Source organism: Nocardioides sp. (assembly GCF_030019515.1).
Classification (GTDB): domain Bacteria; phylum Actinomycetota; class Actinomycetes; order Propionibacteriales; family Nocardioidaceae; genus Nocardioides.
The window spans coordinates 1-26,683 of the sequence record NZ_JASEEQ010000005.1 but is presented as its reverse complement, the minus strand read 5'-3'; the positions used below and the strand labels follow the sequence as shown (position 1 = coordinate 26,683).

23 protein-coding genes are annotated in these 26,683 nt (G+C 72.8%); 5 read left to right on the top strand and 18 right to left on the bottom strand.

Translation table 11 applies throughout. The features are described from left to right. Positions 1-21: 21 nt before the first annotated feature. The 6 genes from fusA to QMC84_RS08560 form a co-directional block, all read right to left on the bottom strand. On the bottom strand, positions 22-2,133 hold the full coding sequence (fusA, locus tag QMC84_RS08585; protein WP_300373868.1) for an elongation factor G: 2,112 nt from the start codon (positions 2,131-2,133) through the stop codon (positions 22-24). A gap of 87 nt (positions 2,134-2,220) precedes the next feature. Continuing rightward, entirely contained in the window at positions 2,221-2,691 is a 471-nt protein-coding gene (gene rpsG, locus QMC84_RS08580) for a 30S ribosomal protein S7 (RefSeq protein ID WP_300373866.1), read from the bottom strand. Between the two features lies 1 nt (position 2,692). Further along, on the bottom strand, positions 2,693-3,067 hold the full coding sequence (rpsL, locus tag QMC84_RS08575) for a 30S ribosomal protein S12 (RefSeq protein WP_011757353.1): 375 nt from the start codon (positions 3,065-3,067) through the stop codon (positions 2,693-2,695). 135 nt (positions 3,068-3,202) lie between these two features. Continuing rightward, positions 3,203-4,576 carry an MFS transporter gene (locus QMC84_RS08570; protein WP_300373863.1) on the bottom strand — a complete coding sequence of 458 codons (1,374 nt, stop codon included), beginning with the start codon at positions 4,574-4,576 and terminating at the stop codon, positions 3,203-3,205. Positions 4,577-4,599: 23 nt separating this feature from the next. Next, on the bottom strand, positions 4,600-5,052 hold the full coding sequence (locus QMC84_RS08565) for a MarR family transcriptional regulator (protein ID WP_300373861.1): 453 nt from the start codon (positions 5,050-5,052) through the stop codon (positions 4,600-4,602). Between the two features lie 90 nt (positions 5,053-5,142). Continuing rightward, positions 5,143-6,615: an NCS2 family permease gene (locus QMC84_RS08560; RefSeq protein ID WP_300373859.1), complete on the bottom strand. Its 1,473-nt coding sequence runs from the start codon at positions 6,613-6,615 to the stop codon at positions 5,143-5,145. 35 nt (positions 6,616-6,650) lie between these two features. Between QMC84_RS08560 and QMC84_RS08555 the strand changes: the two genes are divergently transcribed. After that, positions 6,651-6,938, top strand: coding sequence for a DUF2530 domain-containing protein (locus QMC84_RS08555; RefSeq protein WP_300373858.1), 288 nt, complete (start codon positions 6,651-6,653; stop codon positions 6,936-6,938). Between the two features lie 29 nt (positions 6,939-6,967). Here the strand turns inward: QMC84_RS08555 and QMC84_RS08550 are convergent, their stop codons facing one another. Beyond that, on the bottom strand, positions 6,968-7,744 hold the full coding sequence (locus QMC84_RS08550) for a DUF3027 domain-containing protein (RefSeq protein ID WP_300373856.1): 777 nt from the start codon (positions 7,742-7,744) through the stop codon (positions 6,968-6,970). 59 nt (positions 7,745-7,803) lie between these two features. On the opposite strand from QMC84_RS08550, the gene QMC84_RS08545 reads away from it, so the two are divergent. Then, positions 7,804-9,165, top strand: coding sequence for an MFS transporter (locus tag QMC84_RS08545; protein ID WP_300373854.1), 1,362 nt, complete (start codon positions 7,804-7,806; stop codon positions 9,163-9,165). A gap of 55 nt (positions 9,166-9,220) precedes the next feature. On the opposite strand, the gene QMC84_RS08540 is transcribed toward QMC84_RS08545, so the two are convergent. Both QMC84_RS08540 and QMC84_RS08535 read right to left on the bottom strand, forming a co-directional pair. Continuing rightward, positions 9,221-9,616 (bottom strand): cold-shock protein, encoded by a 396-nt coding sequence (locus QMC84_RS08540; protein ID WP_300373852.1) that lies wholly within the window; start codon positions 9,614-9,616, stop codon positions 9,221-9,223. A gap of 54 nt (positions 9,617-9,670) precedes the next feature. Beyond that, positions 9,671-11,089: an HAD hydrolase-like protein gene (locus tag QMC84_RS08535; protein ID WP_300373850.1), complete on the bottom strand. Its 1,419-nt coding sequence runs from the start codon at positions 11,087-11,089 to the stop codon at positions 9,671-9,673. Between the two features lie 80 nt (positions 11,090-11,169). On the opposite strand from QMC84_RS08535, the gene QMC84_RS08530 reads away from it, so the two are divergent. Then, complete coding sequence (locus QMC84_RS08530) at positions 11,170-13,299, top strand: S8 family serine peptidase (protein WP_300374366.1); 2,130 nt, start codon at positions 11,170-11,172, stop codon at positions 13,297-13,299. On the opposite strand, the gene QMC84_RS08525 is transcribed toward QMC84_RS08530, so the two are convergent. The 9 genes from QMC84_RS08525 to QMC84_RS08485 all read right to left on the bottom strand — a co-directional run bounded on the left by QMC84_RS08525 (position 13,289) and on the right by QMC84_RS08485 (position 24,117). After that, on the bottom strand, positions 13,289-13,510 hold the full coding sequence (locus tag QMC84_RS08525) for a DUF2007 domain-containing protein (RefSeq protein WP_300373848.1): 222 nt from the start codon (positions 13,508-13,510) through the stop codon (positions 13,289-13,291). The two genes, QMC84_RS08530 and QMC84_RS08525, sit on opposite strands and share 11 nt — an antisense overlap. 132 nt (positions 13,511-13,642) lie before the next feature. Beyond that, on the bottom strand, positions 13,643-14,875 hold the full coding sequence (locus tag QMC84_RS08520; protein ID WP_300373846.1) for a phospholipase D-like domain-containing protein: 1,233 nt from the start codon (positions 14,873-14,875) through the stop codon (positions 13,643-13,645). Positions 14,876-15,029: 154 nt separating this feature from the next. Then, on the bottom strand, positions 15,030-16,643 hold the full coding sequence (locus QMC84_RS08515) for an AMP-binding protein (RefSeq protein WP_300373844.1): 1,614 nt from the start codon (positions 16,641-16,643) through the stop codon (positions 15,030-15,032). A gap of 51 nt (positions 16,644-16,694) precedes the next feature. Next, positions 16,695-17,105, bottom strand: coding sequence for an SRPBCC family protein (locus tag QMC84_RS08510; protein WP_300373842.1), 411 nt, complete (start codon positions 17,103-17,105; stop codon positions 16,695-16,697). 226 nt (positions 17,106-17,331) lie between these two features. Next, positions 17,332-19,722: an immune inhibitor A domain-containing protein gene (locus QMC84_RS08505; RefSeq protein WP_300373840.1), complete on the bottom strand. Its 2,391-nt coding sequence runs from the start codon at positions 19,720-19,722 to the stop codon at positions 17,332-17,334. A 147-nt stretch (positions 19,723-19,869) separates the two neighbouring features. Continuing rightward, positions 19,870-20,853 carry an RDD family protein gene (locus tag QMC84_RS08500; protein WP_300373838.1) on the bottom strand — a complete coding sequence of 328 codons (984 nt, stop codon included), beginning with the start codon at positions 20,851-20,853 and terminating at the stop codon, positions 19,870-19,872. After that, entirely contained in the window at positions 20,850-21,917 is a 1,068-nt protein-coding gene (locus QMC84_RS08495) for an FHA domain-containing protein (protein ID WP_300373836.1), read from the bottom strand. The genes QMC84_RS08500 and QMC84_RS08495 overlap by 4 nt, the downstream gene beginning before the upstream one ends. Continuing rightward, the gene (locus tag QMC84_RS08490; protein ID WP_300373834.1) at positions 21,914-22,756 is read right to left on the bottom strand and encodes a protein phosphatase 2C domain-containing protein; all 843 of its coding nucleotides are present in this window, start codon (positions 22,754-22,756) and stop codon (positions 21,914-21,916) included. The genes QMC84_RS08495 and QMC84_RS08490 overlap by 4 nt, the downstream gene beginning before the upstream one ends. Positions 22,757-22,917: 161 nt before the next feature. Next, entirely contained in the window at positions 22,918-24,117 is a 1,200-nt protein-coding gene (locus tag QMC84_RS08485) for a PLP-dependent aspartate aminotransferase family protein (RefSeq protein WP_300373832.1), read from the bottom strand. Positions 24,118-24,183: 66 nt separating this feature from the next. Here QMC84_RS08485 and QMC84_RS08480 point away from each other — a divergent pair, with 66 nt between their 5' ends. Both QMC84_RS08480 and QMC84_RS08475 read left to right on the top strand, forming a co-directional pair. Continuing rightward, positions 24,184-24,690, top strand: a complete 507-nt coding sequence (locus QMC84_RS08480; protein ID WP_300373830.1) for an Lrp/AsnC family transcriptional regulator — start codon at positions 24,184-24,186, stop codon at positions 24,688-24,690. A gap of 38 nt (positions 24,691-24,728) precedes the next feature. After that, a partial coding sequence (locus tag QMC84_RS08475) for a helicase-associated domain-containing protein (RefSeq protein ID WP_300373827.1) occupies positions 24,729-26,683 on the top strand: 1,955 nt, incomplete at its 3' end.

Sequence of the window (26,683 nt, the reverse complement as noted above, 5' to 3'; positions counted from 1 at the left end):
TCCGGACTGCAGCCGCAGAGGCTACTCGCCACGCACCTTCTTGATGATCTCGTCGGCGATGTTCGTGGGAACCTCGGCGTACGAGTCGAACTCCATCGAGTACGAAGCCTGGCCGGAGGTCTTGGACCTCAGGTCGCCAACGTACCCGAACATCTCTGAGAGCGGCACGAGGGCGTTGATGACCATGTCACCATGCCGCTCCTCCTGTGCCTGGATCTGGCCGCGTCGGCTGTTGATGTCGCCGATGACCGTGCCGAGGAAGGTCTCCGGCGTGGTCACCTCCACCGCGAACATCGGCTCGAGCAGCACCGGCTTGGCCTGCCGGGCGGCCTCCTTGAAGGCCTGGTTGCCGGCGATCTTGAACGCGAGCTCGGAGGAGTCGACGTCGTGGTAGGCGCCGTCCTCGAGCGTGAACTTCACGTCGACCATCGGGTAGCCGGCGAGCACGCCGAACTCCATCGCGTCCTGGCCGCCCTGGTCGACCGAGGGGATGTACTCCTTCGGGACCCGACCACCGGAGACGTTGTTCACGAACTCGTAGCCGGCACCGGTGCCGGTCTCGGGGTCGATGTTGGGGCCGAGCGAGACGACGACCTTCGCGAACTGGCCAGAGCCGCCGGTCTGCTTCTTGTGGGTGTAGCTGTGCTTGGAGACCTCCTTGCGGAGCGTCTCGCGGTAGGCGACCTGCGGCTTGCCGACGGTGGCCTCCACGCGGAACTCGCGCTTCATCCGGTCGACCAGGATCTCGAGGTGGAGCTCGCCCATGCCCGCGATGATCGTCTGGCCCGTCTCCTCGTCGGCCTTGACGGTGAACGTCGGGTCCTCGTCGGAGAGGCGCTGGATCGCCATGCCCAGCTTCTCCTGGTCGCTCTTGGTCTTGGGCTCGATCGCGACCTCGATCACCGGCGCCGGGAACGTCATCGACTCGAGCACGACCTGGTGCTGCGGGTCGGAGAGGGTGTGCCCGGTCTTGGTGTCCTTCAGGCCCATCACGGCGACGATCTGGCCGGCACCGACCGACGCGATCTCCTCACGCTTGTTGGCGTGCATCTGGTAGACCTTGCCGATCCGCTCCTTGCGGCCGTTGACCGAGTTGACCACGGTCGAGCCGGCCTCGAGCTTGCCGGAGTAGACCCGGACGTAGATCAGCTTGCCGAGGTGCGGGTCCGAGGCGATCTTGTAGGCCAGGCCCGAGAACGGCTCGGAGTCGGACGGCTTGCGGGAGACCTGCTCGTTCTCGTCCTTGACGGAGTGACCGATGATCTCGCCGATGTCGAGGGGCGAGGGCAGGTACTTCACGACCGCGTCGAGCAGCGGCTGGACGCCCTTGTTCTTGAACGCCGTGCCGCACAGGACCGGGTTGATCTTGTCGGCCAGGGTGGCGCGACGGATCGCGGCCTCGAGCTCCTCGACGGTGAAGTCGCCCTCCTCGAGGAACTTCTCCATGATCGCGTCGTCGGCGTCGGCGAGCGTCTCGAGCAGCTTCTCGCGGTACTCGGCGGCCTGCTCGGCCAGGTCGGCGGGGATCTCCTCGACGGTGTAGTCCTCACCCATCGTGGTCTCGCCGCGCCAGGTGAGCGCGCGCATCCCGACCAGGTCGATGACCCCGAGGAACTCGGACTCGGCGCCGATCGGGAGCTGGAGGACCAGCGGGGTGGAGTTGAGGCGCTCGACCATCATGTCGACGCAGCGGAAGAAGTCCGCGCCGGTGCGGTCCAGCTTGTTCACGAAGCACATCCGGGGCACGGCGTACTTGTTGGCCTGGCGCCACACGGTCATCGTCTGCGGCTCGACGCCGGCCACGCCGTCGAACACCGCGACCGCGCCGTCGAGGACGCGCAGCGAGCGCTCGACCTCGGCCGTGAAGTCCACGTGGCCGGGGGTGTCGATGATGTTGATCTGGTGGTCCTTCCACCAGCAGGTCGTCGCGGCGGACGTGATCGTGATGCCGCGCTCCTGCTCCTGCTCCATCCAGTCCATCGTGGCCGCGCCCTCGTGGACCTCACCGATCTTGTAGGTGATGCCGGTGTAGAAGAGGATGCGCTCGGTGGTGGTGGTCTTGCCGGCGTCGATGTGCGCCATGATGCCGATGTTGCGGACCTTGTTGAGGTCGGTGGTGATGTCGACAGCCACTGTCTGTCCGATCCTTGAGAGTCGTAGGTAGTGCTGGGGCGTGGGAGAGGAGGCGCGGCGGCGTACGCCGTGCTCCCCTCCCCGCGATCACCAGCGGTAGTGCGCGAAGGCCTTGTTGGACTCGGCCATCTTGTGGGTGTCCTCGCGCTTCTTCACCGCGGCACCGAGGCCGTTGGAGGCGTCGAGGATCTCGTTCATGAGGCGCTCGTGCATGCTCTTCTCGCGACGGTCGGCCGCGTAGCCGACCAGCCAGCGCAGCGCGAGCGTGGTGCCGCGCGTGCCCTTGACCTCGATCGGGACCTGGTAGGTCGCACCGCCGACGCGGCGGGACTTGACCTCGATCGCAGGCTTGACGTTGTCGAGCGCACGCTTCAGCGTGACGACCGGGTCGGTGCCGGTCTTCTCGCGGCAACCCTCGAGCGCGGTGTAGACGATGCGCTGCGCGACCTGCTTCTTGCCGTCCTGGAGCACCTTCGACACGAGCTGGGAGACCAGCTGCGACCCGTAGACCGGGTCGATGTCGATCGGCCGCTTAGGAGCGGGACCCTTGCGCGGCATATCAGCTCTTCTCCTTCTTGGCGCCGTAGCGGCTGCGGGCCTGCTTACGGTTCTTCACACCCTGGGTGTCGAGCGTGCCGCGGATGATCTTGTAGCGGACACCGGGCAGGTCCTTCACGCGGCCGCCGCGGACGAGCACGATCGAGTGCTCCTGCAGGTTGTGGCCGACACCCGGGATGTACGCCGTGACCTCGACGCCGCTCGACAGGCGCACGCGGGCGACCTTGCGGAGGGCGGAGTTCGGCTTCTTCGGAGTCGTGGTGTAGACGCGGGTGCACACACCGCGTCGCTGGGGCGAACCCTTGAGGGCAGGCGTCTTGTTCTTCGACACCTTGTCCTGGCGGCCCTTGCGGACCAACTGCTGAATGGTGGGCACCGGGTGGTTCCCCTTCTTTTCCGCTCTCAGTACGGACGCTCTGTCCGCACGGTGTTCTGCTCGTGTCCGGGTGGTGCAAGGTCAACCCTCGTCGCTCACCCCCGAGGTCGGGCGTGTCGCCCTGACCGCAGCTGTTCAACGAGAGCCGGTGAGGGCTTTCGCTGGTGGGGCTTCGGTGCCGGATCCGAGGACCTGACTCCCCGACTGCTTCCGGGCACGCGCAACGGCCTGGTTGTCCCAGACACGAGGAAAAAGGTTACCCGGGCGGTCTACGCCGGTCAAAACGGTGCGTACCCCACCTTGGAGGCGGGCGTGCACGGCCAAGGCCAACAGTACGCCGAGGATGGTGAGCGCCCCACCGATCATCAGGCCCCACCGGGCCCCGAAGTGCTGGGCGATCCACCCGATGATGGGGGCGCCGAGCGGCGTGCCGCCCATCACGATCGTCATGTAGAGGGCCATCACCCGGCCGCGGAGCGCCGGCGCGGCCTCCAACTGGAGGGTCGCGTTCGCCGAGGTGAGCAGGGTCAGCGTGAAGAACCCGATGACCGGGGCGAACAGCGCGAAGGCGAGGTAGGACGGCAGCAGGCCGGCGACGATCTCCGCGACGCCGAAGCCGAGCGCGGCGAGCACCAGGAGCCGGACCCGGATCTGGACCCGTCGGGCGCCCAGCAGGGCGCCGGTCAGCGAGCCGACTGCCAGCGCCGAGCCGAGGACGCCGTACTCGCTCGCGCCCTTGCCGAACACCTCGGTGGCCATCAGCGCGGAGGTGATCTGGAAGTTCATGCCGAAGGTGCCGGCGAAGAAGACCATGATCAGGATCAGCACCATCTTGGGCTGGCTGCGCACGTAGCGGACGCCCTCGAGGAGCATCCCGGGCGTGCGGACCTGGAGCTCGGCCGGGTGCAGGAGCGCCAGGTCCATGCGCTGCAGCTGCCCGATCACGGCGAGGTACGACGCGGCGTTGACGAGGATCACCCAGCCGGTCGCCTGCGCGCCGCCGCCGAGGGCGCCGATCATCAGGCCGGCGACGGCCGGGCCGAGGATCCGGGCGGCGTTGAAGCTCGCCGAGTTCAGGCCGACGGCGTTCGTGAGGTCCTCGGGGCCGACCATCTCGGAGACGAAGGACTGCCGGGCGGGCCCGTCGAAGGCCGCGCCGATGCCGAACAGGACCGCGATCAGGTAGACGTGCCAGGTCTGCGCCACGCCGAGCACGGCGATCAGGCCGAGGGCCAGCGACGCGAGCGCCATCGTCGCCTGGGTGACCTGCAGGAGCCGACGCTTCGGGAACCGGTCGGCCACGACCCCGGCGTAGGGGCTCAGCAGCAGCACCGGCAGGAACTGCAGGCCGGTGGTGATGCCGAGCTCGCTGCCGCTGTTGCCCGGCAGCTGGAGCACCAGCCAGTCCTGGGCGACCCGCTGCATCCAGGTCCCGGTGTTCGACACCAGACTGCCGGCGAGGTACAGCCGGTAGTTCGGGTTGCGCAGGGAGCGGAACGTGGGGCTCACAGTGGGGTGGTCAGTCCTTCTGGTCAGTCTCGTTGGGCAAGGTGCTCGAGGATGGGTGCGGCCCGGCGGAGGATCGCCCGCTCGTCGGGCGTCAGCTCCTTGAGCCGTCGGGCCAGCCAGGCGTCGCGCCGCTCGCGGTCGGCGATCACCCGGGCGCGGCCCTGGTCGGAGAGCTCGACCACGACCTGACGGCCGTCGGTCTCGTGGGGACGGCGTACGACGTCGCCGGTCTCCTCCAGGCAGTTGACGGTGCGGGTCATCGACGGCGGCTGCACCCTCTCGGCCGCCGCCAGCTCGCCGACGGTCAGCGCGTCGGCGGTGCGGTAGAGCACCCCGAGCACGCCCATCTGGGGAATGCTCAGCTCGTTGTCGGGGTGCCGCTCGCTGGCGAGCCGGCGCCGCAGGCGCATCACGCTGAGCCGGAGCTCCGCGGCGAGTCCGGCGTCGGTCCGGGCGACCTTCTGCAACGTTGGCATTTCGTTAGCATAACTCATTACCCATGCTAACGATTCCGGTTTCGGCGAGGAGATTCCGACCCTCTCGGCGGGGCCGGCGCCGACCCGGCCTCAGGTGAGCCAGTTGGTGATCGGGTTGATCGCGAAGTAGACGACGAACAGCGCGGCGACCACCCACATCAGCGGGTGGACGGCGGCGAAGCGACCACGGATCACCTTGATCAGCACGAACGCGAGGAAGCCGGCGCCGATGCCGACCGAGATCGAGTAGGTGAACGGCATCAGCACGATCGTGAGGAAGGCCGGGATGGCGATCTCGAGGTCGTCCCAGTCGATGCCCTTGACCTGCTGCATCATCAGGAAGCCGACCAGCACCAGCGCGGGGACGGCGGCTTCGGAGGGGATGATCTCGACCACCGGCGCGATGAAGATCGCGGCCAGGAACAGCGCGCCGGTGACGACCGAGGCCAGGCCGGTGCGGGCGCCCTCGCCGACGCCGGAGGCCGACTCGATGTAGGAGGTGTTCGACGACACGCCGGCGGCGCCGCCGGCGGCGGCGGCCAGCGAGTCGACGGCGAGGATCCGGCGGGTGGCCGGCGGGGTGCCGTCCTCCTGAAGCAGGCCCGCCTCGGCGCCGATGGCCGTCATCGTGCCCATCGTGTCGAAGAAGTCCGCGAGCATCAGCGTGAAGATCAGCAGCAGTGCGGTCACCACGCCGGCGTTCTCCCAGGAGCCGAGCAGGCTGAACTCGCCCAGGGTGTCGAAGTGCGGGGTGGCGACGATGTCGTCGGGCCAGGACGGGACGTTGAGGCTCCAGCCCTTCGGGTTCTCCGAGCTGGGGCCGAGGTCGGCGATCGCCTCGACGACGATGGCGAGCACGGTCGTGGCGATGATCGAGATCAGGATCGCGCCGCGGACCTTGAGCACCCACAGGCTGACGACGAGCACCAGGCCGATCGCGAACACCAGGACCGGCCAGCCGGAGAGCTGGCCGTTCTGCCCGAGCTGGACCGGCACGGTGCTGTGCGCCGCGTCGGGGATGCGGCGTACGAAGCCGGCGTCGACGAACCCGATCAGCGCGATGAACAGGCCGATGCCGACCGAGATCGCGATCTTGAGCTGGGCCGGCACCGCGTGGAACACCGCCTCGCGGAACCCGGTCAGCACCAGCGCCAGGATCACCAGGCCCTCGATCACCACCAGGCCCATCGCGTCGGCCCAGGTCATCTGGTTGGCGACCGAGAACGCGACGAACGCGTTGAGGCCCAGGCCGGTCGCGAGCGCGAGCGGGAAGTTCGCGACGACCCCCATCAGGATCGTCAGCACGCCGGCGACCAGGGCCGTGCCGGCCGCGATCGCCGCCAGGTTCGGGCGGTCGCTGGAGGAGCCGAGCAGCGCACCGTCCTGGTCGGGTGCGAAGCCGAGGATCAGCGGGTTCAGCACGATGATGTAGGACATCGTGAAGAACGTGACGATCCCGCCACGTACCTCACGCTCCACGGTCGAGCCGCGCTCGGTGATCTTGAAGTAGCGGTCCAGGCCGCTGCGGTCCGTCGTCGCCTGTGTGGTCACGGGCGGCAGCATCCCAGACCTGGGCGCCGTCGACTAGCGTGTCTCGCGTGGAGTTTCGCGACAACCAACCGCTGCAGCACGAGATCGGCAGCCGCACGTTCTTCGTCGCGAACGTCGAGCCGCTCGACGTCGACGGCGTGCGCACCGTCGAGGTGGGCACCGCGCTGTGGCTGGTCGGGTTCGTCGCGCTGCTGCCGTTCTACGGTCGGCTCCAGGACTCCGGCAACGAGTGGTGGCTGTGGACCTGCCTGGCCGGCTTCGGGCTCGGCCTGTTCGGACTGGACTACTGCCGGCGGCGCCGCAAGGCGCGCAAGGAGCTGACGGAGCAGGCCTGACGGTCCGCCCACCGGGCTGCAGACTCGACTCAGAAGCTCTCGATGTCGTCGGGGTTGATCGTGTCGACGACCGGCTCCGGCAGCGGCTGCGGCTCGTGCCGCTTCGCCAGCCGGACCTCGGAGTGGGCGCCACAGCCGTGGTCGAAGGACACGATCCGTCCGTCGTCGTTGGCGTCGCCGTTCGCGCACACGCCGAACAGCTCCGAGAGCGGCCCCGCGATGCGCAGCAGGAAGCCGCAGGTGGTGCAGCTGTCCGGTGCGGACCGGGCCACCGGCGCCTCCGGGCCGCCATCGCCGTCGTACCAGCGCTGGGCGGCGATCTCGCGGCCCTCGGGCGAGAGCGTGCGGACCCGGCCGAGCCCGAGGTCCTGGGCGACCTGGCGCACCTGGGCCTTGTCGTCGGCGTCGAGCGGGTCGTCGCCGTAGGAGTACGTCGGGACCAGCCGCGGGTCGTCGTCGTCGACCGGCAGCAGGTCGCCCGGGGAGAGGTCGCCCGGCTTGATCCGCTCGCGGTAGGGCACCCACGGCGGGGCCACGATCGCCTCGCCGCCCGGGATGAGGACGACCTCGTCGACCGTCACCTGCTTCTGCCGGGGTGCCCGCGCGACCGTCACCGACCAGCGCCACCCGACGTACCCGGGGCGCTCGCAGGCGAACAGGTGGGTGACCAGCCGCTCCCCCTCGACGAGGTGACCGAGGTGGTCGCCGACGTCGGCCGCGTCGGCCTCGAGCAGCAGGGCGGCACGGGCCAGGTCCACCGCCGCGACGGTGGCGGCGTCGGGCTTGGGTCGCGTGGTCGTGATCACCCGGGAATCATGTCTCATGTCCACCCGGACTGTCAGGTCGGGTGCGGCAGGATGGCCCCATGTCCGCGCCGACACCCGAAACACCGACGACGGGGCGCGGGGCCAAGGTGGTCCGCGGGCTCGGCGCGACCGCGCGGGCGACGCGGCGGTTCGGCCGCTTCACGATGCGCCAGGCGAAGCGGGCCGCGGAGGCCGAGGGGGCCGGGGAGTCGGGGCTGTCCCGGCTGATCCAGATGCACACCTTCAACACCGCGGGCGACGCCGCCGTGGCGATCTCGCTGGCCGGCACGCTGTTCTTCCAGGTCCCCTCCGGGGAGGCGCGCGGCCAGGTCGCCCTGTTCCTGGGGCTGACGATGCTCCCGTTCGCGATCGTCGCGCCCCTGATCGGGCCGTTCCTCGACCGGTTCGCGCACGGCCGGCGGTGGGCGATCGGCGCGACGATGGCGATCCGCGCGTTCCTGTGCTGGGTGCTCGCGGACGCGGTGGTCACCGAGTCGACGCTGCTGTTCCCGGCCGCTCTGGGCGTGCTCGTCGCGTCCAAGGCGTACGGCGTCACCAGGGCGGCCGCCGTACCCCGGCTGCTGCCGCACGACTTCACCCTCGTGAAGGCGAACGGCCGGGTGTCGATGTCGGGAATCGTGGGGGTGGCGATCTCGGCGCCGATCGCGGGGCTCGCGTCGCTGGCCGGACCCGAGTGGGTGCTGCGGTACGCGTTCGTGCTGTTCGTGGTCGCGACCGTCGCCGCCATCCGGCTGCCCGCCCGGGTCGACTCCAACCAGGGCGAGGAGGAGCTGGTGCTCCGCGGCTCGTCGGAGCGGGGCGCCGCCGGGCGCCGGCGGACCCGGATCCCGCCCGCGGTCGCCTACGCGCTGCGCGCCAACTGCGGCCCGCGCTGGCTCGCGGGCTTCCTGATCATGTTCATGGCGTTCCTCCTGCGGGAGAACCCGATCGGCGACTGGAGCCCGCAGCTGCTGACCGGGATCGTGGTCGGGGCCGCCGGTCTCGGCAACCTCGCCGGCGTGGTGGCCGCGTCGGTCCTGCGGCGGATCAACCCGGCGATCACCGTCACCGCGGTCCTGGTCGCCGACGTCGCGGTCGCCGTGGTCACGGCGCTGTTCTACGGAGTGCTCACCGTCGCGCTGCTCGGCCTGTTCGCGGGACTCGGTCAGGCGCTGGCGAAGTTCTCCCTGGACGCGACCATCCAGCGCGACATCCCGCACCGGGTGCAGGCGAGCGCGTTCGCCCGCAGCGACACCACGCTCCAGCTGGCCTGGGTGATCGGCGGGTTCGTCGGCATCGCCCTGCCGCTGGACCCGCCGCGCCTGGGGCTCGGGGTCGCCGCGGTCGTGCTCGCCGCCTGGGCGGTGTTCGTGCTGGCCAACCGCCCACGACGGCTCGGGTCAGACGCGCAGCTCAGCTGATCGACCGGTCGCGACACACAACCACCATCAGCTGTGGTCCCGCGCTCCGCTCGGACTACGACTCGAGCTCGTCGGCGAGGGCGCGGAGCAGCTTGGCGGCCGGACGGGCCGTCTTCGGGTCGGGGTGCCGGCCGTGGCGGTAGGCCTCGCCGACGCCGTCGAGCAGCCGGATCAGGTCCTCGACGATCGGGACCATCTCCTCCGGCTTCTTGCGCCGCGCGTCCCGCTGGTTGCGCGACACCGACGCCGGGGCGTCGAGGATCCGCACCTGGAGCGCCTGGTCGCCGCGCCGGCCCTGGGCGATCCCGAACTCGACGCGGGTGCCGGCCTTGAGGCTCGACGTGCCGGCCGGGAGGGCCTCGCTGCGCACGTAGACGTCGGGGCCGTCCTCCTGGGAGAGGAAGCCGAAGCCCTTCTCGGCGTCGAACCACTTCACCTTGCCAGTGGGCACGGACTGACCTCTTCTAGCTTGTTCGGGACCGCTGTCGGACCGGGGCGCTCCAGCCTATAGCGCCAGGTTCATCGACCCCGAACGGAATCCGCGCCGGTCCACCTCGGCGGCCTCGAACCCGGCTCCGCGCACCGCGTCCAGCAGCCGGGCCTCCACGTCGGTGGGCATCGGCAGCAGGGCGGCGTCGACCTCGACGGAGGCGCGCTCGCCGAGGTCGCGGACCCGCAGGTTGCGCAGGCCGGAGCCGGCCAGCAGCGCTCGGGCGGCGGTCTCGGCCCGCTCCACCCGGCCGAGTCGGTACGGCGTCACCTCGACGCCGTACGCGACCCGGGAGGACAGGCAGGCGGCCGCCGGCTTGTCCCAGGTCGGCAGGCCCCAGCGGCGCGAGGCCTCCCGGACCTGGGCCTTGGTCAGGCCGGCGTCGCGCAGCGGCGCGATCGCGCCCCGCTCGTCGGCCGCGCGGATGCCGGGCCGGAACCCCGCGACGGCGTCGTCGGCGTTGGTGCCGGTGGCGACGTGCGCCAGCCCGCGACCGGCCGCGAGCGGGGCGAGCACGTCGAGCAGCTCGGCCTTGCAGAAGTAGCAGCGGTCCGCGCCGTTGGACCGGTAGCCCTCGCGCTCGATCTCGTGCGTGGCCGGGGTCAGCACCTCGACGCCGAGCGAGGCCGCGAAGTCGCGGGCCGGGTCGCGCTCGGCCAGCGGCAGCGAGTGGGAGTAGCCGGTCGCCGCGGCGACCCGGTCGGTGCCCAGCGCGCGGACCGCGGCGGCCAGGAGGAACGCGCTGTCGGCGCCACCGCTGTAGGCGACCAGCACCGAGCCGCGCTCACGCAGGTCGGCCGCGAGCGCGTCGAGTCGCGTCTCGAGCAGGTGCTCGTCGAGCCAGGCCGGGAACTCGGCGAGGCTGCCGAGCACCACGTCGGTGCCGGCCGCGACCAGCTCCTCCCGTGTCGATCCGCCGGTGAGCACGGAGACGCTCAGCGCGCCGGCGGCCTTGGCGCCCTCGACGTCGTGGACGTGGTCGCCGACGTAGACGGTGGCGCCCTCGCGGCGCAGCACGTCCGCCTTGCCGACCCCCCACACCCAGCCCTCGAGGTGGTCGACGTCGATCCCCAGGTGGTCGAGGTGCAGGCGCGCGTTGGCGGGGTACTTCCCGGTGACGACCAGCACCCGCCCGCGGTGGCGCCGTACGGCGGCCAGGGCGTCCTCGGCGCCGGCCAGCAGCGGGACCGGGGCGATCGCGTGGTCGGGGTAGAGCGCCCGGAACCGGTCGCCGGCGGAGGCCACCGCGTCCGCGGCCAGGTGCTCCCCGAGCAGCGAGTCCAGCGGCGGCCCGAGCCGGGTGATCAGGTCCTGGACCGGGAACTCCACGCCGAGCTCCGCGCCGAGCGCGAGCAGGGTGGCGCTGAAGCCGGGGACGGTGTCGATCAGCGTCATGTCGAGGTCGAAGCCGACCACCAGGGGCGCCGAGTGCATGCCCCCACCCTAGAGATCCGTGGGAGGGATGCCGAAACTCCTGTCACAATGGTTCGTTCAGGCATCAGGGGGTGACCGCGATGGGTGGACGGCGTACGGCGCGTGCCGGGCTGGTCGTCGCGGCCGTCACGGCGACCCTGGCCGCCCTGGCGCCGGCGACCCTGGCCGCGCCGGCGACCGGGTTCGCGGCCGCCGCGGAGCCGAGCCCGACGGACCCCCTCTACCTGGTGACCCTGGCCGGGCCCGGCACGGCCGGCGTCCACACGGGCCTCCTCGCGGCCGCGCGGATGCGCGCGGAGCAGGACGCCGTGCTCGAGACCGTGGACGGCGCCGAGCCGGTGTACCGCTGGACCACGGCGCTCAACGGGGTCGCGGTGCGCCTGTCGACGGCCGAGGCCGACGACCTCCGCGACGACCCGCGCGTGGTCCTGGTCGAGCGGAACGCCGTACGACCCCTGGCCGGCCACGCGACGAGCACCGGGCTGCACGGCGCCGCCGCGACGGCGCGCGGCGGCGCGGGCGTGGTGGTCGGGCTGGTCGACTCCGGCCTGTGGCCGGACTCCCCGCTGTTCTCGACCATCGCCGGGCTGGGCAGCGCGGCACGCGGCTTCACCGGGACCTGCGAGACCGGCGAGGGCTGGCCCGAGTCCACCTGCGACCGCAAGGTGCTGGGCGCCCGCTGGTTCGTCGACGGCTTCGGCGCCGACCACGTCCGGTCGGCCTCCGCGCTCTCGCCGCTCGACGACGACGGCCACGGCACCCAGGTCGCCTCGATCGTCGCCGGCAACGCCGGCGTGCCCGCGCGGGTCCGCGGCCAGGGCCTCGGCACCTACGCCGGCGTCGCGCCGCAGGCCCGGCTCGCGGTCTACAAGGCGTGCTGGAGCGCTCCCGACCCGCGCGACGACGGCTGCGCGACGGCCGATCTGGTCGCCGCGATCGACGCCGCCACCGCCGACGGCGTGGACGTGCTCAACCTCTCCGTCGGCGGCCCCGCGCGGATCGACACCGTCGAGCGCGCGCTGCTGGGTGCCACCGAGGGCGGCGTGGTCGTCGTCGGCGCGGCCGGCAACGCGGCCGACTCCCCCGCGGCGCACCGCAGCCCCTGGGTGACCACCGTCGGAGCGGCGACCGGACCGGTGCGCCGGGGCCGGGTCCTGCTCCCCGACGGGGTGTCGTACGTCGGCGCCATGGCCGCGGCCCGGCCCGTCGGCCCGGCACGGGTGGTGCGGGCGGTCGACGCCCCGGCTGCCGGGTCCACCCGCCGGGCGGCGCGCGTGTGTACTCCCGGGAGCCTGGACGCCGGCCGCGTGGTGGGCCGGATCGTGCTGTGCGAGCGCGGCGTGGTCGGCCGCGTCGACAAGTCCGCGGCGGTCGAGCTGGCGGGTGGCGCCGGCATGATCCTGGCGAACGTCGCTCCCGGCGCCCTCGTGGCCGACTTCCACCGGGTGCCGACCGTCCACGTCGACCGCACCGCGGGCCGTGCGCTCGCACACTGGCTCGCCGACCACCCGGATGGCCGGGTCCGGCTCGAGCCGCGAGGCCTGGTGCGCACCCCGCCGCGGGTCGTGGGCTGGTCGAGCGCCGGCACCCGCTCCGCGCCGGTCGTCAAGCCGGACCTGGTGGCCACCGGCGTCGGCGTGCTGGGCGCCGTGCCGCCCGAGGGGACCGACGCCGGCTGGGACCTCGTGTCCGGCACGTCCGCGTCCGCCGCGATCACCAGCGGCGTCGCCGCGCTCGTGCTCTCCCGGCACGAGGACTGGTCGCCCGCACGGGTCCGCTCCGCGCTCGTGACCTCGGCGCGGCGGCTGCCCGGCACCACCCCGCTGCGCGCCGGCGCGGGCCTGGTGACCGCGGCCGCCGCCGTACGGCCCGGCCTCGCGTACGACGTCCCGGTCGACGACTACCGGTCCTGGCTCGAGGGCGACCTGACGGAGCTGAACACCCCGTCGATCCGGGTCGACGGCGCCGGCACGGTCGAGCGCACCATCACCAATGTGACCGCCCGCCGGCTCTACTTCTCCTCGACCGCCACCGGGTTCGCCCACCACCGGGTGCGGGTCACCCCGGCGGCGGTGCGGCTCGGGCCGGGTGGGAGCGCGACGTTCACGCTGACGGTCGCCCCCGGCTCGCGCCGGGCCGACGACGGCTGGGTGACCTGGCGCGGCGCGACCGGGACCGTCACCCGGATCCCGGTCGTCGTCAGCCGCTGAGCCAGTCGCCGAGCTCGGCCTCGACCATCAGCTCGCGGGCCTCGTCGAGGCGCTCGTCGGGGACCAGGACCCGCACCTTGATCACCTCGATCAGGCCGTCGAGCACGCTCATGTTGCGGTCGGCCACGTCGTAGGGGATCTCGGCCGACGTGAGCAGCCCCTCGACGACCGAGATCGCCACCGGATCGTTGGTGCGGACCAGCTCTGCCATGGAGCCTCCAGTGCTCGGGTCTCCACTATCCCTCACGGGGTACGCCGGCGCCGGAACGGTGCCGGCCGGGCGGCCACCAGGGCGTCGCGGAGGTCGTCCGCCCGGCCGCGGCCTCGCTCTCCGCCGCGACTTTCAAGCGCTGTATCTCGTCCAGACGGTCTCGAAGTGGCGGGTGTACGCCGAGAGCGCCGACGCGGACGGGACCTGCACGGTGACCTCGTCGTTGTGCCGCGAGACGTCGGACCAGTTCTCCGACCCGGTCCACACCCCCTTGAACGGGTGGCCGGCCCACGTCCCGGACAGCGACATCCACTTCTCGTGGGAGAAGACCTCCCACCCGGTCTCGTCGAAGCCCGTGAGGGGATCGTCGTCGAGGTCGAGCGCGGAGCTCCGGATGGCGACCCCGGACCTGTGCAGCACCGCGCGCACCCTGCGCCCGGCCCCGCTGACCAGCACTCGGACCCGGCACCCGGCCCGCGACAGCGCCGCGACCTTGCGGGCCAGCAGCAGGCCGCGCGTACCCACCCAGCCGTACATCATGATCCGGATCGTCGTGTGGCCCCGGTCGCCGTACCCGGCCGGGGCCCGACAGCCGACCCGGTCGAGGCGCTGGTAGACGTGGTCCCTCGACCCGGTGGCGTGCGGGTCCGACCCGAACTCGACGGCGTACTTGCCGTCCTGGACCGCCACGTAGGGGTTCTTGCGCCACCGGTCCTCCGCCATCTGGGCGAAGATCGTGCTGAAGTCGTCGAACATGCTCTGGTTGCCGATCACCGTGTAGAGGTCGTTCCAGTGCACGTTGGCGGCGAAGCTCATCAGGTTGTTCGAGCCGAACATGACAGCCGGCTCCCCGTTGCCGGTCGCCGAGAACAGGTAGAACTTGCTGTGCTGGTTCGATCGGTCGCTGCCCAGCCGGCAGGCGCCCTGGCACACCTTGAAGAAGCTCGGCACGGGATACGGCTTGTGCTTGGGCCGGTACTTCCTCGGGTGGCACCGGTCCTTCCACCGCGGCTGCGTGTCCTGGCCGAGGTACCGCATCATCCGGTGGGCCTCGGCGCCGATCGCGTTGTCGTTGAGCACCAGCTGGACCGACACGTGCCGCCGGCACGCGCGGATCAGGGCGTCACCGATGTCGCGGCGGTTGTAGGAGTAGACCGCGATCCTGATCACGCCGCCACGCGGCACGCTGTCGATCGTGTTCCGCACCTTGGCCATGTTGACGTTGCGCGCCGCGACGTCGCCCCGTGGGTTGTTCCACGTCGGTCCGGGGCGCGGCGTGAACGAGGTCACGGCGGCCACCGGGCCCGTCGACAGGCATCCGAGGACGACGGCCAGAACAACGACCACGGCAACCCGCTTGAGCACCCGGAACCCCCAGCTTGAACGCCTGACGACTCCTGGATCGTAGGTGCGCGACGACGGCGCCGAGGGGAAATCGCAAAGCAGTCGGGGCGAGCGGGCCCGCTGCTCGTCGTCGGACCACCGATCGACCGCCGATCGCCGCGACGCGGCCCGGCCGTCAGAGCCCGAGTCGCCTGGCGCTCTCCTCGCGCATCTGCACCTTGCGGATCTTGCCGGTCACCGTCATCGGGAACTCCTCGACGACCAGGACGTAGCGGGGGATCTTGTAGTGGGCCAGCCGCCCGGTCGCGAACGCGCGCACGCCGTCGGCGTCCAGGGGCTCGGCCCCGGCTCGCATCCGGACCCAGGCGCACAGCTCCTCGCCGTACCGCTCGTCCGGGACGCCGATCACCTGGACGTCCTCGATGTCGGGGTGCTGGTAGAGGAACTCCTCGATCTCGCGCGGGTAGATGTTCTCCCCGCCCCGGATCACCATGTCCTTGATCCGTCCGACGATGTTGCAGTACCCGTCCGCGCGCATCTCGGCGAGGTCTCCGGTGTGCATCCAGCCGTCGGCGTCGATCGCCTCGGCCGTCTTGTCGGGGTCGTCCCAGTAGCCGAGCATCACCGAGTAGCCGCGGGTGCAGAACTCCCCGGTCCGGCCGCGCTCGACGGTCTCCCCGCTCACCGGGTCGACGATCTTGATCTCGACGTGCGGGTGCACCCGCCCGATGGTGGCGGTACGCCGCTCCAGGTCGTCGTCGGCGCGGGTCTGGCAGGACACCGGGCTGGTCTCGGTCATGCCGTAGGCGATCGCGACCTCGGCCATGTGCATGTCGTCGACGCACCGCTTCATCACCTCCACCGGGCAGATCGAGCCGGCCATGATCCCGGTGCGCAGGCTGGAGAGGTCGTGCTCCGCGAAGGTCGGGTGGCTCTGCATCGCGATGAACATCGTGGGGACGCCGTACACGCCGGTGCAGCGCTCCGCTGCGATCGTGCGCAGGGTGATCTCGGGGTCGAAGCCGGGCGCGGGGATCACCATCGTGGCGCCGTGGCTGGTGCACCCGAGGTTGGCCATCACCATCCCGAAGCAGTGGTAGAAGGGCACCGGGATGCACAGCCGGTCCTCGGGCCCGAGGTGGATCAGCTCGGTGGTGAAGTAGCCGTTGTTGAGGATGTTGCGGTGGCTCAGGGTCGCGCCCTTGGGGTAGCCGGTCGTCCCCGACGTGTACTGGATGTTGATCGGGTCGTCCGGGGCGGTCTGCGCCAGCCGGTCCGCGACGACGCCCTCGGGCAGCGCCCGGCCGGCCTCGACCAGCCGAGCCCAGTCGTCGGTGTCGAGGTAGACGACCCGCTCCAGGGTCGGGGTCTGCGCCGCGGTCTCCTCGACCATGGCGCGGTAGTCGCTGGTCTTGAACGACGAGGCGCTGATCAGCAGCCGCAGGCCGCTCTGGTTGACGGCGTAGGAGAGCTCGTGGGTGCGGTACGCCGGGTTGACGTTGACCAGGACGATGCCGACCTTGGCGGTCGCGTACTGGACGATCGTCCACTCCGCGCAGTTGGGCGCCCAGATCCCGACCCGGTCGCCCTGGCCGATCCCGGCGGCGACGAGCCCGCGAGCCAGGTCGTCCACGTCGCGGTCCAGCTCGGCCCAGGTCCAGCGCCGGCCGCTCGCCACCTCGACCAGCGCCTCGCGGTCGGCGTACGCCGCCACCGTCCGCTCGAAGCTCGCTCCGATGGTCTCCTCGAGCAGGGGCGGCTCGAGCTCGCCCTTCGCGTAGGCCTCCATGCCCGGCAACCTACGCCCGGCGACATCGCACTGTCGTCGGCCCAGCCAGGGTCAGTGGCGCTTCTCCGCCATGGCGACCAGGGTCTCGAGCGCACGCGGGGTGTCGGCGGTGACCATCGGGCCGACGTCGCCCGCGCCCGGGCCGTCGACGGTCGTGCGCACCGTGACCTCGGCGCCCTCGGCGGTCTCCTTGACCTGGTGGTCGATGCGGACCACGAGGTCGCCCACGGTCACCTTGTCGAGGTAGCGAGCGCAGGGCTCGACGATCTCGAGGACGAACGGCGCCTCGACGCCGCTACTGAGCACCATCGTGCCCGCCGCACCCTCACCGAAGTGGCCCTCGATGGCGACCTGCTCGACCGCCGGGTCCCAGCGATGCCAGCTGCCCACGTTGCTCCAGAGCGCCCAGACGTCGGCGGGAGTCGCGGTCGTGGTCACGGTGTGCTCGTACTCGAAGCTCATGCAGAGCAACCTAATACGGCGGGGCACCCGATGGGCCGGTTCGGAGCCGCCCATCAGCGGTCCCGGTGTCTGCCCGGTCACGCTCGGTCACGCTCGGTCGCCGGCCGGCCGGCGGGGCGCACGAGGTCATCGGACGGAGCACCAGGTGGCACCCTCCGCATGACCTCGTGCACGACGACAGCGGGCCCCGCCAGGTGGTGGCGGGGCCCGCTGGGGATGGGACCGATCAGCTGGAGGTGCCGACCCGGACGGTCATCACACCGGTCCTGCTGTTGACCTTGACCACGCGGACCGTGGTGCCGGTCTTGGGCACGTCGACGCCGTACCACTCGGGCTCGTAGAAGCCGGGGTGGTCACCGGTGCCGTGCTCGTCGCCCGCGAACCACCAGTCCAGGGTGTCGTCGAACAGCGGCACCGCCGACCGGCCCTTGAGCGTGTACGCGTGGCCGCGGTAGTGCAGCTCCTGCGCCGGGCTCCGGCGCAGCGAGAACGTCGAGTCCGCGGTCAGCACCTTCGGGCGCAGGACCGACCCGTCGTAGGCGTGCTGGAACGAGGGACGCGCGTCCACGGGGAGCACCTCGCCGTGACCGGGGTGGTCGCCGACGTTGTTGTCGGTGTACGAGGTGTCCCAGTAGCTGATCAGCGCACCGGGCTGGTAGGCGAAGAAGTCGACCCAGTCGGGCCGCTTCTCGAAGCCCGCGAAGTTGTAGACGTGCGCGAGCACCCGGTCGCGGCCGACGTACTGCCGGTTGTCCACGAAGTAGGTGTTCAGGAACGCCTTGGTCTCCTCGGAGTGGACCGCCTCGAAGCCGTCCATCGCCCAGCCCTCGTCGTCGGTCTCGGCGGTCCCGATCGACGCACCCGCGAGAGTGATGTTGTCGACCTGGAAGCCGGGGTACGACGCCGCGCCGTCGGTCAGGTAGCGCCAGCGCACCGCGTCGGTGCCGTCGGGCACGGTCGCCGTCAGGTCGACCCAGGCCCCGTCGGTGGTGCCGCTGATGCCGGTGCCGTCGGGGTTGAACGAGCCCTGGTCCGGCTCGGTGTAGCTCTGGCTGGTCGGGATCGACGTCCAGGTCTCGCCACCGTCGCCGGACACCTCCAGGAACGCGTAGTCCCAGCCCGGCTCGATGTCGTAGCGCACCTTGGCGGTCAGCTCGCCGCCACCCTCGACCGTGCGGGTCATGGTCTGGTCGAGGTTGTCGCCGGTGCCGCTGAAGTAGAAGCGCTCACCGCACTCCGCACAGGGCTCGCCGTACTGGAAGGTGACGTCCTTGTCCGGCAGCAGCACGATCAGGCCGTTGGCCTGCGAGCCGGTGGTCGAGGCGCCCGGACGCAGCCGGAAGGTGCCGGAGTGCCCGGCGTTGATCGTGTCGTAGTCGAGCCAGCCGAGCTGGAACTTCTCCCAGGCGCCCATCGGCTGCGGACGGTCGCCGATGCCGGCGTCGCGCTTCGCGGTGCCGCGGGACTGAGCCATCAACGACCAGTGCTCGACGCTGTTGCTGGCGCCGCCGGTGTTGCCGGAGGTGTCGTAGAGGTCGGGCAGCTCCAGGTCGTGGGTGAACTCGTGCGCGAAGACGCTGAGGCCGCCGTTCTCCGGCTGCATCGTGTAGTCGCTGACCCACAGGCCGGTCGGGTTGTTCGGGATGTCGACGCCGCCGTCGGGCGCCGAGCCGTCGCTCTTGCCGCCCTCGCCGACCTGGACGCCGCCGATGGCGGGGCCGGGGCCGTCGCCGAGGCCGTGCAGGCCGACGTTGCCGCGGTGGCTCCAGATCGCGTCCGAGCCGTAGATCGGGTCACCGTCCGCCTCGTCGCCGCCCGCGTGCACGATCTGGAAGTGGTCGATGTAGCCGTCCGGCTCGCGGAAGTCGCCGTCGCCGTCGTAGTCGTAGCGGTCCTGGACGTCGAAGGTCTTCAGGTAGGCCTGGATGCGCTCCATGGTCCACCCGGCGTCGAGCCGGTCCTGGGTCCAGCGGGCGAGCGCGTCCCGGACGAGGAACCAGACGTTGGCGCACACGATCGAGCCGCAGTCCTTGTTGCTGCCGTAGCGCGCCTCGTTGAAGGGGACCTTCACCCAGGCGGTGACGTCGCCGTCGATCGAGTAGCGGCCGCTGGACTGGTCCTCGAAGAAGTCCCTCATCCGGTTGAAGTACATGTTCTGGAAGTAGGACTTGCTGAAGTCCGCGTTCCAGAGCGTCGAGTTGTCCTTCTTGCGGTTCGGCTTCGGGATCTGGTTGTGCAATGGGCCGTCGTATCGCTGGGCGCCCGAGTCGGGGTCGTCCTGGTAGGCCTGGTGCCGGCGGTCGCCGAACTCGGCGAGCACGACGAAGATCCGGTCCTTGCCGGTCTGCGCGACCCGGCCGTAGACGCCCTTGCCGAGCTTCTCCGCCTGGCCCTTGCCACCGGTGCGCAGCCGCTTCTCGAGGGCGGCCTGGGTCCGCTCGTGGTACTTCGTCTTCCAGCCCGGCGTGAGGACGTCCGAGGGGGTGCCCCGGTCCGGCTTCGCCGCCTGGGTCGCGGCCGGCGGGGTCGCGCCGGCCTGGGGCGTGGTGAGCGACAGCGCAGTGGCTGCCGCGATCAGTGATGCGGTCGCCGTGGCGGCGACCCGGGTCCTTCGCAAGAGATGCCTCCCGTGATGTCGGGGCGAGATACGCCCGAAAGCCTCCTGAGACGGGCTCGACAACGGGTTGCGGTGCCGAGCCCACCGACCTGGAGGAGAGCAGTCGACACGCCCGGGGCCGGACGACGGAAGAGGCGCCCGGGTTCGTTATCGGACCGTTACCGAGCCGGCGGCCCCGGCGCCGCGGTCGACACGCATCTCGCGGTCCCCGAACCGGACCACGTCGCCGTCGAGCAGGGTGGTCGGCCGGCCGGCCGGCAGCTCCCGGGCGGCGCCCTGGCGGAGCAGGATCGAGCCGTTCGTCGAGCCGCGGTCGACGACCACGAGCGCGCCCCCGGCGTCCACGTGGAGCTGCGCGTGGGTCTTCGAGAGCGACATGTCCTCCGAGCGCAGCGCGACCAGGTGCGCCACCGGCTCGCCGGCCCGCGGCTCGGGTCGGCGACCGACCAGGGCCGGTCCCTCGAGGACGAGGCTCTCGCCGGAGTCGAAGCCGATCCACCACCGGGCCGACGCGGCCGACACCGGGGCGGGCGGCAGGGCGGGCGGCAGGGCGGACGGCAGGGCGGACGGCAGGGCGGGCGGCGTGGGCGCCGCCGGGACGGGAACCAGCCGCAGCGCGGTCAGGTTCACGAGCTGGCGCGGGGCCGGCTCCTCGGGGGCGGGCTCTGCCGGCGCCCGCCGTACCTCGATCACCTCCGAGCCGGCGACCCGGTCGTGCCACCCGCGCCGGCGCCCACCGGGATCGGCCATCGCCGTCCAGGCGAGGGTGGCGGCGCCCAGCCCGAAGGTCGGCAGCGTCGCCAGGCCCAGCAGCAGCTGGCGCCGGAGCGCGGCCCCGACGCCGATCGGGGCGCCGTCGTCGGCCGCGACGAGCCGGGTACCCGTGGCGGCCCGGCCGGGCGAGGACCCGGTGCGGCCGAGCACGACGGCGAGCAACGCCCCCACCAGCAGCACGGTGCCCAGGATCACCAGGACGCCGGCGAGCGTGTGGTCGCGGGCGAGCAGGGTGCGGTAGACGAGGTAGCCCGCGGCCGCGTCGACGGTCCAGGCGACCAGCCGGTCGACGACGAAGGCGTAGAAGCGACGGTCGGGATCGGCCGGTGCGCACAGCGGTACGGCGGTGTCCGTCACGGCGTGACGACCTGGATGCTCACTCCGTCGCCGAGGTCGACCACGGCACCGGGGACCAGCTGGACGGCGACCCCCGCCGGGAGATCCTCCGGGGGCAGGCCGGGCTGGACGAGCAGGGTGCCGTTGGTGGACCCGAGGTCGGTGACCACGGCGCAGCCGTGGTCGGCACCCGACCCGGGGCGGATCTCCAGGTGGGTGGAGGAGACCTCGTGGTGGGGGCTGCGGACGACGACCAGGCGGGGCTCCTCGGTCAGGGTGTGGCGGCGGGGCTCGGGCGCGCGGCCCACGAGCACCAGCCGGTCGACGTCGACCTGCTCGCCACTGGAGAACAGCAGGCGTGCGACCGGCCGGGCGGTGACCGGCGGCGCGGGCGGCTGGCCCGGGATCCCCGGTCGGGCCGGGTCGGGCCGGCCGGGGTCGACCGCGCCGCTGCGGGTCAGGCCGTCGTGGTCCTCGCCGACGACGGGCGGGACCGCGGGCATCGCCTCGGTCAACGGCCCGTCCTCCAGCAGCACCTCCAGGTCCGACGCCAGGTCCGAGGCCAGGTCCAACACCGGGTCCGACACCGGGTCCGGTGCCGGGTCGGGGGCGGGATCCGCGTCCGCGACCGGCACCGCGGCGCGCGCGGCGCCCGGCGGCCACTCGGCGCGCGCGAGCCGCACCAGGCCGGCGGCGACGGCGAGCTCGCCGGCACCGGTCTCGTCGCCGACCTCGATCCGCAGGCGGGTGAGACCGGGCAGGGTCCGCTCGACCCAGGTCGCGGCCGGATCGCCCACCAGGTGCACGACCTCCTCGGCGGTGGCGAGGTCGGCCCGGGCGGCCCCGCGCAGCAGCACCCGGGTCCGGTCATCGTCGCGGCCGACCAGCACGAAGCCCGGAAGCTCTCGCAGCCCGCCGCCGAGCAGCGCGTCCAGGGTCTCCTCGAAGCCCGCCCCGTCGTCGACGAGCTCCCAGAGCCGGGCGACCCGGGCCTTCTCCGAGGGCGGCAGCACGACGGTGACCCGGGCGCCGAAGATGCCGAACCACTCGCCGCCGCGGACCGACCAGGTGGGGTGCTCGCTCACGGCCGTGCTCCCAGCTTCTCCTCGAGACTCGCGCGCTGGCGCTCGGCGTCGTAGGGGCTCTCGGGCGCCCAGCCCACCACGTCGACGACCACCGCGGTCGCGTTGTCGGCACCGCCCGCCTCGAGGGCCGCCGCGACCAGCCGGTCGGCCGCGTCGCGGGGGTCCGGGGAGGCGCCGAGGATCTCGGCGAGCACCGCGTCGCCGACCATGCCGCTGACCCCGTCCGAGCACAGCAGCAGCCGCTCGGCCTCGGCGAGCGGCACCACGAAGAAGTCGGCCGGGCCTCCGGTCGAGTCGCCGAGGGCCCGGGTGATGACGTTGCGCTCGGGATGGGTCGCGGCCTCGTCGGGCCCGATCCGGCCGGTGTCGACCAGCTCCTGGACCAGGCTGTGGTCGACGCTGACCTGGGTGAGCCGCCGGTCGGCGTACCGGTAGATCCGCGAGTCACCGAGGTTCACCAGCAGCCAGGACGGTCCGTCGTCGGCCTCGACCAGCAGCGCAGCGACCACGGTGGTCCCCGCGGAGCGGCCGCGGGCGACGCCGCCCGCGCGCTGGACGCCGGCGTACTCGCGGATCCGCTCCTGACAGGCAGCGAGCGTCTCGGTCACCGTCTCGGCGCCGCGACGGGGGTCGAAGCCGGCGGTCGCGAGCCGGCCGAACTCCTCGACCACGATCCCGCTCGCCACGTCGCCGCCCTCGTGGCCACCCATGCCGTCGGCGACGACGAACACCGGCGGCGCCGCCAGGTAGGAGTCCTCGTTGACCTCGCGGACCAGACCGACGTCGGTGGCCGCCCCGTGGTGCAGCTCGACCTGCTTCATCGCCACCCGGCCCCTCACGACTCGGACACTGTCCGCCCGCCGGCGCAGACGGCAATGCTCAGTGTCTTAGATGCCCTCGTCGCCCGCGGTCGAAACTGGTTCCGCGGCCGGGCACCTGGAGGCCGGCGCTGCCGGAGGTCAGCTCGCGGGGAGTCAGCCCCGGGGGTCAGCCGAGGGGGTCAGCCGAGGGCGCGCTCCAGGTCGGCCCACAGGTCCTCGACGTCCTCGAGGCCCACCGACAGCCGGAGCAGGGCGTCGCTCGGGCGGGCCGCGGCCTCGACCGGCCGGTGGGTCAGGCCGGCCGGGTGCTGGATCAGGGTGTCCACGCCCCCGAGCGAGACCGCGTGGGTGATCAGCCGGCACCGCTGGGCGGTCCCCGCGGCGGCGGCGTACCCACCCGCGAGCTCGACCGCCAGCATGCTGCCGGGTCCGCTCATCTGGGTGCCGACCAGGCCGGTGGGGTCGCACTCCTTGAGGCCCGGGTACCTGACCCGTGCCACCGCGGCGTGCTCGGCGAGCCGGCCCGCGAGCACCGCCGCCGACTCCTGCTGCGCCCGGACCCGCAGCGGCATGGTCTGCAGGCCGCGGTGCAGGTCGTACGCCGCACGCGGGTGCAGCAGGCCACCGGTCAGGGCCCGGACCTGGCGCAGCCGGACCTGCCACTCCTCGCCGGCCGCGACGACGCCGCCCATCACGTCGCCGTGCCCGCCCATGAACTTCGTGGCGGAGTGCAGCACCAGCGCCGCGCCGTGGTCGCCGGGTCGTTGCAGGACCGGGGTGGCGAAGGTGTTGTCGACCAGGACCGGCACGTCGCCCGCCTGGGCGACCACGGCGGCGAGGTCGACCAGGTCGACGGTCGGGTTGGCCGGGGTCTCGACGACCACGAGGCCGGTGTCGGGACCGATCGCCTCCGCGATCCGGTCCGGCGCGGCCCAGGTGACCCGGGTGCCGAGCAGGCCGGTCGCGAGCACGTGGTCGGTGCCGCCGTACAGCGGGCGGACGCCGACGACATGCGGCCTGCCGGCCGCGACCGTGGCCACCAGGACGGCGCTGAGCGCTGCCATGCCGGTAGCGAAGGCGACCGCCCCGGGCAGCCCCTCGAGGCCGGCGACGGAGCGCTCGAACCGGTCGACGTTGGGGTTCCAGAGCCGCTGGTAGACCAGCGAGTCGGACGCCTCCGGGCGGCCGCCGGTCGCCAGCCGCTCGTAGGCCGCGCCGCCGTCGTCCACGCTGGGCAGCGGGTAGGTCGTCGAGAGGTCGAGCGGAGGCACGTGCACGCCGCGCGCGGCGAGGTCCTCCCGGCCGAGGTGAACGGCATCCGTGTCGAGGCGACTCATGACACCAGCGTGGAACCGCACGGTCAGGATCACAATGGTCATGCAGATCCTTCGCAAAACGGTGCCATCACCGTGGAATCTTCGGGCCACCCGGCTAGGCTGGGTAGCGTGCCGAAGAACCCTCCGCGGCTGCCGCCCGGGCCGCCGCCCCGCGAACGGCCGGTCCTCGACGAGGTGGACCGGGCCCTACTGGCGGCGCTGCTGCGCGACGGGCGGACCCCCAACGTGGAGCTGGCCCGCGCGACCGGCATCGCGGAGTCGACGTGCCTGGCCCGGGTCCGGGGACTGCGCGAGCGCGGCATCGTCACCGGCGTCACCGCCGACGTCGACCTGGCCCGCCTCGGACTGCCGGTGCAGGCGATGGTCACGGTGCGCTTCTCCGGTCACCTGCGCGCCGACGTCGACGCGTTCGCCGAGGAGGTGACCGACCTGCCCGGGGTGCTCGCGGCGTACAACATCTCCGGTGCGAACGACTTCCTGGTGCACGTGGCGAGCGCCACGCCCGAGGCGCTGCGGGACTTCGTGCTCGACAACCTGACCGGGCGGCCCGGTGTCGTGCACGCCGAGACCAGCCTGGTCTTCCACGCGACGCGGGGCCGGGTCGTCCTCGGCTGAGCCTCGGGTCCCACGGCTGGCCCGGTAGCGTTGCGGGGATGTCCACGACCGGGTTCCGCACCCTCGCCGGCCAGCTGCGCAGCTGGCCGGACGAGCGGCTGGCGCGCCTGCTCGTCGCCCGTCCCGACCTCGCCACGCCGGCGCCGCACGACTCGGGCCAGCTGGCGTCGCGCGCGGCAACCCGGTCCTCGCTGCTGCGGGCCCTCGACCAGCTGACCCGCGCCGAGCTCGCCGTCCTCGACGCGCTCGTCGTCGTCGGCCCGACCACCGAGGCCGGTCTGGCCGAGGTCGTGCACGCCCGTCCGGCGTCCGTGGCCGTCGCGGTCGCCCGGCTGCTCGACCTCGCCCTCGTGTGGGAGTCGCCTGCGGGGCTGCGGGCGCTGAGCGCGGTGGCGGAGACGCTGACCCAGAGCGGCGGCGCGGCGGGCGCCAGCGGCCTGCGCCCGGTCTCCGAGGACCCGCCGCCGCCCGAGGAGGTACGCCGGCGCCTCGACGAGCTGTCCCCGGCCGCCCGGGCGCTGCTCGAGCACGTCCTCGACTCCGGCGGGGAGGCGACCACCGGGTCGGCACGGCACACGGTGCTGCCCGAGGAGGCCGCGAGCCCCGCGGAGGAGCTGCTCGCCCGGCGGCTGCTCGTGCCACGCTCCGGCGGCGTGGTCGTGCTGCCCGGCGAGGTCGGCCTGGCGCTGCGCGGCGGGCGGACGACCGTGGACGCGATCGACGAGGAGCCCCCGCTGGCCACCTCGGAGCGCGGTCCGGCGATGGTCGGCCGGGCCGGGGCGGGCGCCGCCTTCGACGCGGTGCGCCGCGTCGAGCTGCTGCTCGACCACTGGGGCCTCCGGCCGCCGAGCGCGCTGCGCAACGGCGGGCTCGGCGTCCGCGACCTGCGGGCCACGGCCGGCCAGCTCCACGTCGACGAGCCGACCGCCGCCCTGCTGATCGAGGTCGCCGCCGCCGCCGGGCTGCTCGCGACCGCCGCCGACCCGGACGGCAGCCCCGCCTGGATCCCCACCGACGCCTTCGACCAGTGGACCGCGCAGCCGGTCGTCACCCGGTGGGCCGCCCTGGTCCGGGCCTGGCTGGACAGCCCCCGGCTGCCCGGGCTGGTGGGCTCGCGGGACCCGGCCGGCAAGGTCTGGAACGCGCTCGCGCCCGAGCTGGCGGGCGGGCACCAGGTCGAGACCCGGCGGATGACGCTCGACGCGCTGCTCGAGCTGCCCGCGGGCGAGGTCCTCGCGACCGGCACCGGGGTGCCGTCGCTGGTCGGCCGGATCTCCTGGCGGCGGCCGCGCCGGCCGCGCACCCGCGCGGACCAGGTGGGCTGGGCGGTCGCCGAGGCGACCGCCTTCGGGGTCGTCGCGCTCGGCGGGGTGCCGGCGTACGCCCGGCTCCTGCTCGGCGGCGACGAGGCGGCCGGGCTGGCCGCGCTCACGGAGCTGCTGCCCGAGCCGGTCGACCACGTGCTGCTCCAGGCCGACCTCACCGCGGTCGCGCCCGGACCGCTCGAGTCGCAGCTCGCCCGCCGGCTCCAGGTGGTCGCCGACGTGGAGTCGCGCGGCGGCGCGACCGTGTACCGGTTCACCCCCGAGTCGGTACGCCGCGCCCTCGACGCCGGCTGGACCGCGGCGGAGGTGCACGACTTCGTCACCGCTCTCTCCCGGACGCCGGTCCCCCAACCGCTCACCTACCTCGTCGACGACACCGCACGGACCTTCGGCAGCATCCGGGTCGGCCACGCCGAGGCGTTCCTGCGCGCCGACGACGAGGCCGCGCTGACCGAGCTGCTGCACCACCCGCGGTCGGCCGCGCTGGGGCTGCGCCGGATCGCGCCGACCGTCCTGGTCAGCTCGACCCCGCTGGACCTGCTGCTCCCCCGGCTGCGCGAGCTCGGCGCCGCCCCGGTGGTGGAGGCCGCCGACGGCACCGTGCACGTCGCCCGCCCGGACCTGCTGCGGGCGCGCACCCCGCGCGAGCACCGCGCCCGCGCCGCGCG